This is a genomic window from Ruminococcus sp. RTP21358st1_G6_RTP21358_211008, from assembly GCF_040908885.1.
In the GTDB taxonomy this organism is placed as follows: Bacteria; Bacillota; Clostridia; order Lachnospirales; family Lachnospiraceae; genus Blautia_A; species Blautia_A faecis.
Genome location: NZ_JBDGDM010000076.1, coordinates 1 through 13,199, shown reverse-complemented (window position 1 = coordinate 13,199; position 13,199 = coordinate 1). Strand labels below are relative to the sequence as shown.

Sequence of the window (13,199 nt, the reverse complement as noted above, 5' to 3'; positions counted from 1 at the left end):
AACTGCCAGCAGATAAATTTCTGCTGGCAGGAAAAATTTATATTTTTTCAATTGTCTACTTGACGGGGAGCGGTTCAGGAAATAGACAGCCCCGCCCTCATCCGGGCAAAATCTCCCACAAATTGTGACGCACATCTTGCAGAAAGCCTTTTTCAAACACGCTCTAGTACTCCATTTTTACTCCATTTTCGTAATAAATAGCTTGAAATTATAATAATTTACGTGGAATACACCACTCTCTCAACCCCTGGAAATACTGGAAAAATCAGGTGTTCCGTAGAGGTCGTATGGGGTGCTCTGGTAGACGTAATAATTCAGCCAGTTTGTATACAGATTGTTGGCATGGGCTCTCCACATCAGAAGCGGACCGTTTTCAGGGTTGTTGTCGCGGTAGTAGTTTTCAGGCATTTCAATAGGGAGCCCTTTGCCAAGATCACGTTTGTACTCGCCGTCCAGGGTGACACGGTCGTATTCCGGGTGACCCATTACAAAAATCTTGCGACCGTCTTCTGCCATGGCAAGAAAAAGGCCTGCTTCGTCGGATTCTGCAAGGACAGTAAGGTCTTTGCAGGCGTGTACAGCTTCAATAGGAACTTCTGTATGTCGGGAATGAGGTGCCAGAAATATATCATCGAACCCTCTGACCAGCGGAATTTTGCGGTTCATTACCTTGTGCCAGAAAAGGCCAAACATTTTCTTATCCAGCTTGCGTTTCTTCAGTCCATAGAAATGGTAGAGCGCAGCCTGAGCAGCCCAGCACAGGAAAATGGTAGATGTCACATGAGTCTCTGACCAGTCCATGATCTGGGTAACTTCCTCCCAGTAATCAACCTCTTCAAACTCCATCTGCTCTACCGGTGCTCCTGTAATGATCATTCCATCAAACTTCTTATCTTTCAGTTCAGAAAAAGTCTGATAAAATTTGTTCAGATGACTCCTGGAAGTATTTTTCGCCTGATGGGACTCCACCGCCATAAAACTTACGTCAACCTGCAGAGGTGTATTGGAAAGAGAGCGAAGAAGCTGAAGCTCGGTTTCCTCTTTCAGTGGCATTAAATTTAAAATCAGAATATAAATCGGACGGATATCCTGGTGCATAGCACGGTTTTCGTCCATAACAAACAGATTTTCTTTTTCCAGAATCTCCTTTACCGGGAGATCACTTTGTATTTTAATTGGCATTGCAATTTCCTCCTGCTATTATACATACTTTTTGTCATTCCTTTCGCTTCGCTCAAGGCACAAACAAGTTATGAAAAACGTTGTGCCCTTCCGCTCTTCTCTTCTGTAAAGATATATTCAATACAGTTCACTGGTAACGTTCCGCGAGGTGTTTTTTTGTGAACAAAGTTCACAGAAAACCTGAGAACCTTGTTGCGAAATCATGAGATTACATGTTTTTTACGCATCACGAAGCGTATTGCTGTAAACGAAGTAAGCAAAAAACACAGATTACCAAAAGGCATTCTGCAAAATATACCGCAAAGTACAACGTACAGATTACCCAAATTTTCTTTTAAATCCCCGCCAGCTCCAGGAAATCCTCCTCCGACAAAATCGGGATTCCCAGTTCCTGAGCCTTCTTGTTCTTGGAAGAAGCAGATGTTTTATCGTTATTAATCAGATAGTCTGTTTTCTTTGTTACAGAGCCGGTCACCTTACCGCCGCGGGCTTCGATAAATTCCTTTGCTTCAGACCGGTTGGAAAAATGCTCCACACTGCCTGTAATAACAAAGGTTTTCCCTGCAAAAACCTGTTCTGCTGAAGTCTCCTCATGAACCAGATGAAGATGACTGAGCAGATGATCCAGCTTCTGATTATTCTCTGCGCTCTTAAAATAATCAGCCATACTTCCGGCGATTACCGGACCGATTCCTTCAATCGCGCTGATCTCTTCTTCATCCGCATGGCGGATTTTCTCTATATCATCGTCAAAATATTTACAGATCACCTTGGCATTTGCAAGACCGATACCTGTAATCCCAAGACTGTAGATCACCTTGGCAAGAGTAGTTTTTTTCGCTTTCTCCAGACTCACCATCAGATTATCAAAAGACTTCTGACCAAATCCTTCCATTTCTACGATCTGATCTTTATATTTTCCAATTTCAAAAATATCACCAAAATTATGAATAAATCCCATTGCAATAAACTTCTCCAGAGTTGCCTCTGAAAGTCCGTCAATATTCATGGCATCACGGCTGGTAAAAAGGCTGAAGGACTTAATCTTCTTGGCAACACAGTCCGGATTCATGCAGTATAATGTCTCCACATCGTTTTCCTTGCGGATACGCGCCTCCTGACCACACACCGGACATTTATCCGGAATTACCAGATTGCCGCTTCTTGTAAGATTCTCTGCAATCTGGGGAATGATCATATTGGCTTTGTACACTTTAATGGTATCTCCAATTCCAAGCTGCAGTTCCTTCACAATGCTGATATTGTGCACGCTGGCGCGGCTTACTGTAGTACCTTCCAGCTCCACTGGTTCAAAAATTGCAACCGGATTAATCAGTCCGGTTCTTGACGGACTCCATTCCATATCCACCAGCCTGGTTTCCCGCATTTCATCCGCCCATTTAAAAGCAAAGGAATTTCGCGGAAATTTCGCAGTACTCCCCAAAGACTCCCCATAGGCGATGTCATCATAGGTCACAACCAGTCCGTCTGATGGAAAATCGTTGTTTACAATTGTCTTGGAAAAATAATCCATGGCTTCATCCAGACTTTCAGAGGTAACCACCTTATATTCCACCACCTCAAAGCCCTGTTTCTTCAGCCAGATAAACTGCTGCTCCCTGGAATTAGAAAAATCCACATCCTGTGCACTTACCAGGGCAAAGGCATAAAAACGCACATTTCGTTTCGCCGTAATCTCGTTATTCAGCTGACGCACGGAACCACTGCAAAGATTCCGCGGGTTCTTATATTTGGCATCTGCATCACCTATAGTCTCGTTGATCCGCTCAAACTCAGAATAAGTGATAATCGCTTCACCCCGAAGCACCAGCTGACCTTTATAAGGGATGCGAAGAGGAATATTCTTAAACACTCTGGCATTGTTGGTAATAACCTCACCTACAATTCCATTCCCCCTTGTTACCGCTTTCACAAGCTCACCGTTCTCATAAGTAAGAACAATGGTCAGGCCGTCCAGTTTCCAGGATAAAAGGCATTTGTGATTTCCTATAAATCCACGAAGCACTTCCCTGTCTTTTGTCTTATCAAGGGATAGCATGGGGCTTGGATGTTCTTCCTTCGGAAGTTCATTAACTGCCTCGTATCCTACGCGGACAGTAGGACTATTTGTGAGTACAGTGCCGGTTTCTTTTTCCAGCTGCTCCAGCTGGTCGTACAGGCTGTCGTACTCCTGATTGCTCATGATTTCCCTGTCTTCCTGGTAATATGCCTTCGCGGCCTGATCCAGCTTTTCTACCAGTTCTTTCATTCGCTGTAGAGAATTTTCCATGATGTCCTCCTGTTTTACTGTTATAATTACTGCAAGCAGACTTCCTCTGTGAAACAGACTGCCTTTTTTCTGAAATAGTGCGGGAAGCAGCTGGCTTATTTTGCCTTTTTTCTTCTGGAATTGAAGAAAAGGGAATGCTGTCTCTTCCCTGTTTTTTGGAAAATACAGGCACACTGTCCTGCCTTCTGGCTGCGGGAAGCTGGGAGGAATCTGCAATTCCACGTTCCAGCTTCTTCCACTCCTCCTGGGTGGCTTCTCTGTACTCGCCCTCTTTCAAGCCATCTATTGTCAGTTCCATGATTCGTACGCGCTTCAGACTAAGCACCTGATATCCCAGATATTCACACATTCGGCGGATCTGCCGGTTCAATCCCTGGGTAAGAATAATCCGAAAAGAATTTCTCCCTGTTTTTTCCACAAAACACGGACGGGTAATGGTATCCAGAATAGGAATTCCAGATGACATTTTTTTCACAAAGTCACTGTCAACTTGCTTATTTACAGTTACCAGATATTCCTTCTCGTGGTAGTTCCCCGCACGCATGATCTTATTTACCAGATCTCCCTGGTTTGTTAAAAGCAAAAGCCCTTCGGATTCCTTGTCAAGGCGTCCTATAGGATAAATTCGAACTGGATAATTCAGATACTCCGTAACTGTGGTCTCCTGGCGCTGTTTTCTGGTGCTGCACACTACACCACGAGGCTTATGGAATAAAAGCAGAACTTTTTTTTCTACTTTTTTCACAGGCTTACCATCCACAAATACAACTGTATCTGTTGTAATCCTTTCTCCCGGTTCTGCCACATGACCTTCCACCGTCACCCGTCCGTTCCGGATCAGGCTGTCAGCCTCACGTCTTGAACAGAATCCCGCTTCGCTTAAGTATTTGTTGATTCTGATTTTTTCGTCCATTTTTCCATTATATAGTTTTTCCCGGGCATATGCAAGGCAAACCTTGCCCCAAGCTCTAGAACACATTTAAAAAAGCTTTCCCGCAAAGTGTAATGCACATCTTGCAAAAAACCTTCTCCACACACGCTCCAAAGCGAATATTAAGCAGCCAATAAAGAAGATAGAAGCATGCAAAAAAGCCAGGACAATTTCCCCGTCAATACTCTGCAGACACTGTAAATTCTTCCACACTGCCGCAGGCATTACACAGGAAAATCCATCCCGGCTTCCACATTTTTTCTTATTTTTCCAATAAGAAAACCTTCTTTATTCCGTTTTCAGATCTGAGAACTTCATTTTCACAACACACATAGCTCCCATCATCAGTGCTACACCGATGATCAGGCACAGCGGGCTCTGGATAAAGCCGGCGAAAATGTAAGTTACAAAGGATACCACTGCTGCCACAATGGCATAAGGCAGCTGGGTTGACACATGATTTACATGATCACACTGAGCTCCCGCGGAGGCCATAATAGTCGTATCCGAAATCGGAGAACAATGGTCACCGCAAACAGCACCAGCCATACAGGCAGAGATGGAAATGATCATCAAGTCTCCCGGTGTGTTTTCAAATACATGAACCACAATCGGGATCAGAATACCAAAGGTTCCCCATGAAGTACCAGTAGCAAATGCCAGGAAGCAGGCTACCAGGAATATAATAGCCGGAAGCATATTTACCAGTCCTTCTGCTGAAGACTTCACCATTTCCGCAACAAACTCAGCAGCGCCCAGACTGTCCGTCATACTCTTTAAGGTCCATGCAAAAGTGAGGATCAGGATCGCCGGTACCATGGACTTAAAGCCCTCCGGAATACATGCCATACAATCGCGGAAGGACAGCACTCTGCGCACCATATAAAGAAGAATGGTGATCACCAGACCGAAGAAGCTTCCAAGCACCAGTCCGACAGAAGCATCACTCTGTGAAAAAGCAGTTACAAAATCTGTACCGCTGAAAAACCCTCCAGTATAGATCATACCAATTACACAGCAGATAACCAGAGAGATGATAGGGATCAGAAGATCCATAACCTTTCCTCTTGGGTTCACCGGTCCATCACCTTCGCCTGAAGCATAAGGACGAGCTGCTGTGGTAAACAGATCCCCTTTTAACGCATTGGACTCATGCACACCCATAGCACCAAACTCTTCTTTCATCAAAACCATGGATACCATCATTACAATCGTAAGAAGTGCATAATAGTTATAGGGAATAGCTCTTACAAACACAGACATTCCATCCTCTCCCGGAACAAAACCGCTAACAGCAGCTGCCCAGGATGAGATTGGTGCAATGATACATACCGGCGCAGCTGTGGCATCGATCAGATATGCCAGCTTTGCGCGGGATACATTGTGCTGATCTGTAATCGGCCTCATAACACTGCCTACCGTCAGACAGTTGAAGTAATCATCAATAAAAATCAGCACTCCAAGCAAAATGGTTGCCAGTTCTGCCCCAACTCTTGTCTTGATGTGTTTGCCGGCCCAGCGGCCAAAAGCGGCTGATCCTCCAGCCCGGTTCATCAGGCAGACCATAGTTCCAAGAATTACCAGGAACACCAGAATACCTACGTTACTGCTGGATGATAACACACTGATCATTCCGCCTGAAAAAATATGGTTAACCGTTCCCTCAAAATTACCGCCAGAGTACAAAAGTGCTCCAACTAAAATTCCAAGGAACAGGGAACTGTAAACCTCTTTTGTGATCAATGCCAGAACGATTGCCACAACTGGCGGTATCAATGACCAGAAAGTAGCGTACACAGCAGGTGTGCCAGCCTCCTCTTCTGCCGCTGCCAGAACAGTCGCCGGACATGCCAGGACAAACATCATAACAGCTGCAAAAAGAACAGATAATTTTTTACAATTGTACTTCATTATTGATTTCCTCCCTCTTTTTTCCTGAATACCAGATGACCAGTCACAAACCGGTCAGAGCGTTTTCTTAAAAGCCTCCTCTTCTTTAACGCAAAAAGCCATGAATGTACTCCCATTATGGGGACACATTCATGGCATTTATTCTTCACAGGATCTATACCTTAGATAGCGCTCCACAACAGTGACAGTCTGCCGCATATTCTGCGTCAGCCCAGAACTTCTCTCCTGGCTGAGAAAAAATCCTTCGGCAGTCTCCCCTTTCATTCCAACCAGTCCGCCATACGACCCAGAGCGTGTATCTGCGTATGCCCATAATCTGCACACAACCTGTCTCTGCAGCTGAAATTACTGATGAAGCCTGCGCCTCTATCATAACTTCCCATATTCAGTTTATTCACAAACTCAATGTATCAGCTTTTCCCTGTAAATGCAACCCTTTTATTCATAATATTTGAAAATACCGTACTCATTTACCTGACCAATCAGGTAGAACCCTTTTGTTTCCATATACAGCTGCTTCTTTTTGCTTGGAACCGGAAAAACCAGGTAATTGCATTTCAGTCTTTTTGCATTTTTTACTACCTTTTTGATCACCGGTACTTCTGCCACAAGCTGTTTATGGAGCCATCTTGCAGCTTTTTTTCCAGAGGCTCCTTTACCGCCTCTTCCGTAAGGCATTTTGATAGACGGATCATAAACTCTCACATAGGAAGCTATTTTGTCATCCGTTGCCAGGTAAATCTCTTCATTTTCTTCCTTCTGCTCATTGATCAGATTGCAGATGCTTACTACCTCATCAGGGATCTTCTGTACATTCTGAACCTTTTTGTAAAAACCATCTTTATTCAGGCCAGTTCCGCAAAAAGCCAGCACTGCCGCAATAAAAATCAGAAGTATGTACTGCCGTGGTCTGGAAGCTCCCACCTTTTTTATCAGGCAGGTTCCTGCATAAGCTATAAGCGGCACTGCCGGAAGAATCCATAATACTCTCCAGTAAACCGACCGTCCTATACATTTCTGTATAATATAAGCAGTCACCGGACAGAAAAACACAGCAAGAAAAACTACAATATAGCCGGATAAAATTCTGGATCGTTCTTTTTTTCTTCCGAATACCAGGAAATACAAACATGCAGCCAGCAGTAAATAGACATAAAATCCGTTCCCCCAGTATTTCTGCCAGGCATCCAGTGAAGCCAAAAGTGCTCGTTTCATCTCTCCACCTCCTAAAATACCAGAATGTATACCACGCCAAGTATCAGGGATGGCAGACAGCAGACTACACTCTTTAAGAATCTTCTTCCGTCTCTGAATTTCACCAGACTAAGCAGAGCAAATACTCCCATCAGAAGAGGGGCAAGCATGATTCCCATTGAGGAAAACAGACAGCAGGCTCCATTTGCCAGAAAAGCCAGGCTCCATGGATATTCCGGTTTTTCCTGCATAAAAATCTCCATACAGAGCAGAAATAAAAATGGTAAAAATACCCCTGCCAGCACAGCTTTTCCCTGCCAGATCCTGCCCATTGTAAAAATTTCTGAATTGTATACCGAATATCCGCAAAACCACAGGATCACGGCACAAAGGATCATAAAAATCCCCTGTTCTCCTGCCTTTCCCCGGAAGAATATGCGGCTGTACTGAAAAAGCACCACATATGCCAGAAAAACAAATACCGCCGGAAAAACAGTATGTGCCACAATGGCTGGATGAAGTCCTCCGCATAACCGGCTGGTCACGGCAAGAAATGCAGGAAACGGGGAAAGAATGTAACGGCTTGGCAATACATTGTAAGCGGCCCCGGTGTATGGGTTATATGCATAAAGGGTATCGGTTTCCACCGCGGTAGTGGCTGTTCCTACATAAAAAGCATCATCTTCATCCATATGGGCATAAAGCACCACAACGACAAGCTGGATCAGAATCAGAATTCCTGCCACCACAAGCTCCGGGGAAATTCCATTCTTCTGCCTTTTCTTATAAAAACTCCGGGCACCCAGAAATGCTAGTACACCAGCTACCACGCCATATGTAACGGTCAGCACATGAAGTGGCTGCTTTGTAAAAATCATGGTAAGGGAAAGCAGCTCTGTAATGGCAAACAACAGTGTATAACCGGCCAGAAGATATTCACTGCAGGTTCTTTTTTCCCTGCGGAAATAGAATCCCCCTGCCAGGCAGGGAACCACCAGCAGCCAGATCACTGCCAGTATCCCCTTAAAAATAAATCCCATATATTATTTCTCCAGTTCTTTTTTCAGAATTCCCATGGCAACCTTCTCCGATGTGATCGGCAGCTCTCTTACCCGGACACCGGAAGCATTGTAAACCGCATCTGCAATTGCAGGACAAGGGGTATCGATTACCAGCTCACCGATGGACTTGGCGCCAAAAGGACCGCTCTTTTCATAGCTGCTCTCAAACTCAACCCGGATATTTCCAATATCCTCACGGCTTGGGATTTTGTACTGCATGAAAGAATTCTCACGAATCTTACCTTCTTTGGAATACTGTACATTCTCCATAAGTGCCATACCGATTCCCTGGGCAACACCGCCCTCTGTCTGCACACGGGCAAGATTGGGGTTAATAGGAGTTCCGCAATCTACAACTGCCACATAATCGATCAGGTCAATATTTCCTGTCTCTTTGTCTATTTCAACCTCTGCTGCCCCAACCATATAAGGCGGCGGAGAAATCTGGGAAGAATAGGAGGCAGTCACCTGCATTTCCAGGGTATTTCCGCAGGTTCCCTTATAAGCAACCTCCTGAAGACTGACCTCTTTTTCCCCTGCGTAGACTTTCTTTCCATCAAAGTCTGCTTCCTCAGGACTTACACCCAGCATTTCAGCACCCAGCCGGATAATCCTCTTTTTCAGCTCATTGCAGGCGTTAATAACTGCATTGCCTGTAGCGTAAGTAGTGGCAGATGCATAAGAACCGGAGTCATATGGAGAAACATCCGTATCCACACCAAATGCAACAATATTCTCAAATTCTGTTTCCAGACAGTCGGCTGCCATCTGGGAAAGAATGGTATCACAGCCTGTACCCATATCTGCACATCCAAGGGAAAGTGTATAGGATGCGTCCTCATTCAGCTTCAGGGTTGCGCCTCCCACGTCTACATTAGCAATAGAGGAGCCCTGCATCGCCATGGCAAGACCTACGCCGCGGACTTTTCCATTTCCCATATCACGGCATGGATATTTCTCATCCCAGCCGATCATCTCCTTGGCACGGGCAAGGCAGCGATCCATCGTACAGCTTGCTGTATGAGTCAGGTTTCCATCATAGTCATACATTGGCTCGCCTTCAATTGGCATATTCAACTCACGGATTCTTGCAGGATCCATATTCATCTTATGAGCCAGCTCATTGACAGCGGATTCCACTGCATAAATTCCCTGTGTAGCACCATATCCACGGTATGCGCCGGATGCCTGCACGTTGGTATAAACAACCTCATAGTCAAAAGCATAGGCTTCCAGATTCCGGTACAGGGCAATTGCCTTATGACCTGTAAGTCCGATGGTTGTAGGACTGTGATCTCCGTATGCACCAGCATTGGAAAGCGCCTCTACTTTAATTCCTTTTACGATTCCCTTCTCATCTGCGCCAACTTTTACATGTACTTCCATCTCATGACGGGGAGAAGCGCAGATTAAGGATTCGTAACGGCTGTAAACGATTTTGGATGGACGTCCTGTCATCCAGGTAACAATTGCCGGATAAATTTCGCAGACCTCTGTCTGCTTGGCTCCAAAGCCGCCGCCAATACGAGGCTTGATCACGCGGATCCTGGAGGATGGAATTCCAAGAGCATTTCCAAGGATTCGGCGAAGATGGAACGGTACCTGTGTGGAGGAAACCACATTCAGCCTGCCGAAATAATCCTTGGTACAATATGTGCGGAAGGTCTCCATCATACACTGCTGATTGGCCTTTGTGTGATAAACTTCATCTACTGTGTATTTGCATTCTGACAAAACCTTGTCAATATCTCCCATTTCCTCATGGCCTTTTGCTGCAAGGTTCCGCTTGTTATCTGCACCAACCGGGAACTTGGATTCCCAGTCTTCTTCCGGGTGAACCAGAACCGGATTATCCTTTGCTGTATGCATATCCAGAACCGGAGGTTCCACGCGGTATTTCACTTTAATGCGCTTCATGGCAAGGTCTACGGCAGCTTCTGTTTCTCCTGCCACAATTGCCACTGCATCCCCTATGAAACGAAGATGCTGATCCAGGATCATTCTGTCATATGGACTGAACTCCGGATAGGTCTGTCCGGCAGAGGCGAAACGTCTCTTGGGAACATCTTTCCAGGTAAGGATCAGTGCCATTCCTTCTACCTTCATGGCTGTGTCCGTCTTGATTTCTTCCACCCAGGCATTGGCATAGGGACTCCTTAAGATCTTGATGATCAGGCAGTCCTTTGGTGCCAGGTCGTCTGTGTAGACTGGCTTTCCAGTCACCAGAGCCATGGCATCCTTTTTCTGCAAAGATTTATTTACATAGCTCATGCCTGCACCTCCTTCTCCTGGCTGTTTTCGTTCTTCTTATATTTCAGATATTTCAGGATACTTCTGGTCTGTCCCACAAAACCGGAACAGCGGCAAAGATTGCCGGCCAGATATTCCTTAATCTCTTCTTCAGTCGGATCTTCCAGTTCTTTTGTCATCGCAAGTACATTCATGATAAATCCCGGATTACAGAATCCGCACTGCTCTGCACCTTCATTGGCAAGAAAAGTTCCAAATTCTTCTGCTTCTGCCTGAAGTCCCTCCATAGTGATGACCTTTTTGCCGTCAATACGTGCTGCAAGGACACTGCAGGACAGCATTGGTTTGTCATTTACCAAAACAGTGCAAAGACCGCAGTTGGCAGTTTCACAGCCTCTTTTTACACTGTAGCAGCCAAGGCTTCGAAGAAACTCCAGAAGCATGGTGTCAGGACTGATTTCCGCTTCCTTTTTGGCTCCGTTCAGCCAGAAATTAATTTTCATCTGTCATACCTCCCACTGCTTCTAATGCTCTTCTTGTGAGAACCTTCACAAGAAGGGTTCTGTACTCTGCGCTGCCTCGCATGTTTCCAAAGGTAGGAACCTTCCGGGCTGCATAGTCTGCAAATTTCTGAACCGCTGTCTTCTTCTCTTCCGAAGACATGGTTTCCATGCCTGCAAGGAGACCTTCTTCGTCTTCCAGAAGAAATGCCTTCGCCGGACGGGCGCCGTAAACTGCTCTCACACCATTCTCAGACAGCCTGATACAGCATGCCAGTACCGGGAAATCAGTCTTGCTATTACGCTGGCTTAAATAGACAACCTTCAACGGAGTTTTCTTTATAATAATGCGTACCAGAATATCTCTGTCTTTTGGCATTTTCACAAAATCAGAAAGACAGACTCTGCCGCCTTTAAAAAGTTCTACCTCCGTATCAAGTGCCAGAAGCATGGTGAGTACATCAGAAAAGCCAAAGCGTCCCCAGATACTTCCACCTACAGTAGCGCAGTTGCGGAACTGTACGCCTACAATATGGCGCAGGCTTTCTCTTATGGCACCTTTCGTATATGTATGAAGTCCCTGATGGAGTTCCAGGTCCCGCAATGGGGTCATACAGCCGATCACAAATTCACTTTCTGTTTCTGTGATGGTATCCAGACCAAGCCCGGAAAGATCAATGGCTGTGGTTACAATACGGTTACCCATTTTCAACCACACCATGCCGCCAAGCACACAGGCAGTCCGCTTCTGGTTCAACTCATAAGCCTGTTCCAGAGATTCTGCTTTCATATAATTTTTTATTTTGAGCATGTTCAATTCCTTTCTCATATTGTATCACTGTTCATCGTTTTCCAAATGCGCTTTTCCAGAGCGTGTTTGAAAAAGGCTTTCTGCAATCTGTACATACAGTGAACAGCAATCGTATTGCTATTTTTAGTATAACAAGAAAGGGTTCAAATTTCCAGCGAAATGACGTATTCAGAATATTTTTTTATTTTGATTTTATGCAAATTATATAGATATTTTCATACAATTGTGTTATAATGCTAAAAAGAACAGAAAATAGTTCTCATAAACTATTTTATAACAAAATTATTTACAAATCCACCACAAAAGGAGGCGCCGTTTATGAGTAACCGTGTTATAACAATCAATCGTATGTTTGGAAGTAACGGACGTATTATTGGAAAGGCTCTTGCGGAGGAACTGGGATTTAAGTTCTATGATAAGGAGCTGATCGAAATGGCCAGCAAGGAGAAGAATATTCCTTTTGATGAGTTTGCCAGAGTAGATGAGAGAAAAGCCAGCCAGTGGCTGTATCCGGTGGATTACGAGCTGCAGATGAATCCGGAGTACCATTTCGTTCCCATGAATGATGTGCTTTACGATCTGCAGAAGAAGATCATTTTGGAGACAGCCGAAAAAGAGAATTGCGTGATTGTCGGGCGATGTGGCAATTATATCTTACAGGATAATAAGGATAAGCATCTGAGTCTGTTTATCTATGCTCCGTTTGAGGACCGTGTGAAGACGGTGATTGCACGTACCGGCCGGGAGGAAAAGAGTGTAAGGAAGCTGGTGAAACGTACGGATAAGGAACGCCGGGCTTATTATGAGTATTTTACGGATACTAACTGGCTGGATATGCTGCAGTATGATCTGTGTATTAACAGCAGCAGGGTGACGAAGGAAGAGATTGTGGAGATGGTGAAGAAGTTGATCTAAAGTGTATATTAAAGGCAGCCCCGTTTTTGGCGGGGCTGTGATTTTTTGCTATTTAATTGGTTGAAAAGTTCTTCAGAAGGGACGCATTTGGACAATGTGTATTACTCACTCGCCGGCGCAACGCTCCAGCGAACTAATCGCTAACTGCGACTAA

Annotated in this window: 10 protein-coding genes, 2 pseudogenes and 1 riboswitch; of the genes and pseudogenes, 2 read left to right on the top strand and 10 right to left on the bottom strand. The window is 44.9% G+C overall.

Annotation, left to right across the window (positions count from 1 at the left end; all coding sequences use genetic code 11):
• A pseudogene (locus AB5Z12_RS19720) lies at positions 1-144 on the bottom strand (DUF6783 domain-containing protein); the annotation flags it as partial.
• On the opposite strand from AB5Z12_RS19720, the gene AB5Z12_RS19715 reads away from it, so the two are divergent.
• Positions 100-201 carry a DUF6783 domain-containing protein gene (locus AB5Z12_RS19715; protein ID WP_308768411.1) on the top strand — a complete coding sequence of 34 codons (102 nt, stop codon included), beginning with the start codon at positions 100-102 and terminating at the stop codon, positions 199-201. The pseudogene AB5Z12_RS19720 and the gene AB5Z12_RS19715 overlap by 45 nt on opposite strands.
• A 39-nt stretch (positions 202-240) precedes the next feature.
• Here the strand turns inward: AB5Z12_RS19715 and metA are convergent, their stop codons facing one another.
• From metA to AB5Z12_RS19670, 9 genes and pseudogenes are all read right to left on the bottom strand, one after another.
• Complete coding sequence (metA, locus tag AB5Z12_RS19710) at positions 241-1,182, bottom strand: homoserine O-succinyltransferase (RefSeq protein ID WP_118584044.1); 942 nt, start codon at positions 1,180-1,182, stop codon at positions 241-243.
• Positions 1,183-1,516: 334 nt separating this feature from the next.
• Positions 1,517-3,472 carry an NAD-dependent DNA ligase LigA gene (gene ligA, locus AB5Z12_RS19705; RefSeq protein WP_173735164.1) on the bottom strand — a complete coding sequence of 652 codons (1,956 nt, stop codon included), beginning with the start codon at positions 3,470-3,472 and terminating at the stop codon, positions 1,517-1,519.
• A gap of 259 nt (positions 3,473-3,731) precedes the next feature.
• Positions 3,732-4,385 (bottom strand): annotated as a pseudogene (locus tag AB5Z12_RS19700) (pseudouridine synthase); the annotation flags it as partial.
• A 306-nt stretch (positions 4,386-4,691) separates the two neighbouring features.
• Entirely contained in the window at positions 4,692-6,314 is a 1,623-nt protein-coding gene (locus AB5Z12_RS19695) for a Na+/H+ antiporter NhaC family protein (protein WP_173735165.1), read from the bottom strand.
• Between the two features lie 158 nt (positions 6,315-6,472).
• A riboswitch (Lysine riboswitch) is annotated at positions 6,473-6,691 on the bottom strand.
• Between the two features lie 61 nt (positions 6,692-6,752).
• The gene (locus AB5Z12_RS19690; protein WP_148462282.1) at positions 6,753-7,529 is read right to left on the bottom strand and encodes a hypothetical protein; all 777 of its coding nucleotides are present in this window, start codon (positions 7,527-7,529) and stop codon (positions 6,753-6,755) included.
• An 11-nt stretch (positions 7,530-7,540) separates the two neighbouring features.
• A complete protein-coding gene (locus AB5Z12_RS19685) occupies positions 7,541-8,548 on the bottom strand; it encodes a DUF6077 domain-containing protein (RefSeq protein WP_173735166.1) in 1,008 nt (335 codons plus the stop codon).
• Positions 8,549-8,551: 3 nt separating this feature from the next.
• The gene (locus tag AB5Z12_RS19680; protein ID WP_173735167.1) at positions 8,552-10,840 is read right to left on the bottom strand and encodes a xanthine dehydrogenase family protein molybdopterin-binding subunit; all 2,289 of its coding nucleotides are present in this window, start codon (positions 10,838-10,840) and stop codon (positions 8,552-8,554) included.
• Complete coding sequence (locus AB5Z12_RS19675; RefSeq protein WP_173735168.1) at positions 10,837-11,322, bottom strand: (2Fe-2S)-binding protein; 486 nt, start codon at positions 11,320-11,322, stop codon at positions 10,837-10,839. The genes AB5Z12_RS19680 and AB5Z12_RS19675 overlap by 4 nt, the downstream gene beginning before the upstream one ends.
• A complete protein-coding gene (locus AB5Z12_RS19670) occupies positions 11,312-12,130 on the bottom strand; it encodes a xanthine dehydrogenase family protein subunit M (RefSeq protein ID WP_173735169.1) in 819 nt (272 codons plus the stop codon). The genes AB5Z12_RS19675 and AB5Z12_RS19670 overlap by 11 nt, the downstream gene beginning before the upstream one ends.
• Positions 12,131-12,448: 318 nt before the next feature.
• Here AB5Z12_RS19670 and AB5Z12_RS19665 point away from each other — a divergent pair, with 318 nt between their 5' ends.
• A complete protein-coding gene (locus AB5Z12_RS19665; RefSeq protein ID WP_173735170.1) occupies positions 12,449-13,045 on the top strand; it encodes an AAA family ATPase in 597 nt (198 codons plus the stop codon).
• The last annotated feature ends 154 nt before the right edge of the window (positions 13,046-13,199 follow it).

Coding starts and splice junctions, on each gene's coding strand:
- ligA (WP_173735164.1), bottom strand. CDS start 3,472: ATGGAAAATTCTCTACAGCGAATGAAAGAACTGGTAGAAAAGCTGGAT.
- metA (WP_118584044.1), bottom strand. CDS start 1,182: ATGCCAATTAAAATACAAAGTGATCTCCCGGTAAAGGAGATTCTGGAA.
- AB5Z12_RS19695 (WP_173735165.1), bottom strand. CDS start 6,314: ATGAAGTACAATTGTAAAAAATTATCTGTTCTTTTTGCAGCTGTTATG.
- AB5Z12_RS19670 (WP_173735169.1), bottom strand. CDS start 12,130: ATGCTCAAAATAAAAAATTATATGAAAGCAGAATCTCTGGAACAGGCT.
- AB5Z12_RS19665 (WP_173735170.1), top strand. CDS start 12,449: ATGAGTAACCGTGTTATAACAATCAATCGTATGTTTGGAAGTAACGGA.
- AB5Z12_RS19685 (WP_173735166.1), bottom strand. CDS start 8,548: ATGGGATTTATTTTTAAGGGGATACTGGCAGTGATCTGGCTGCTGGTG.
- AB5Z12_RS19680 (WP_173735167.1), bottom strand. CDS start 10,840: ATGAGCTATGTAAATAAATCTTTGCAGAAAAAGGATGCCATGGCTCTG.
- AB5Z12_RS19675 (WP_173735168.1), bottom strand. CDS start 11,322: ATGAAAATTAATTTCTGGCTGAACGGAGCCAAAAAGGAAGCGGAAATC.
- AB5Z12_RS19690 (WP_148462282.1), bottom strand. CDS start 7,529: ATGAAACGAGCACTTTTGGCTTCACTGGATGCCTGGCAGAAATACTGG.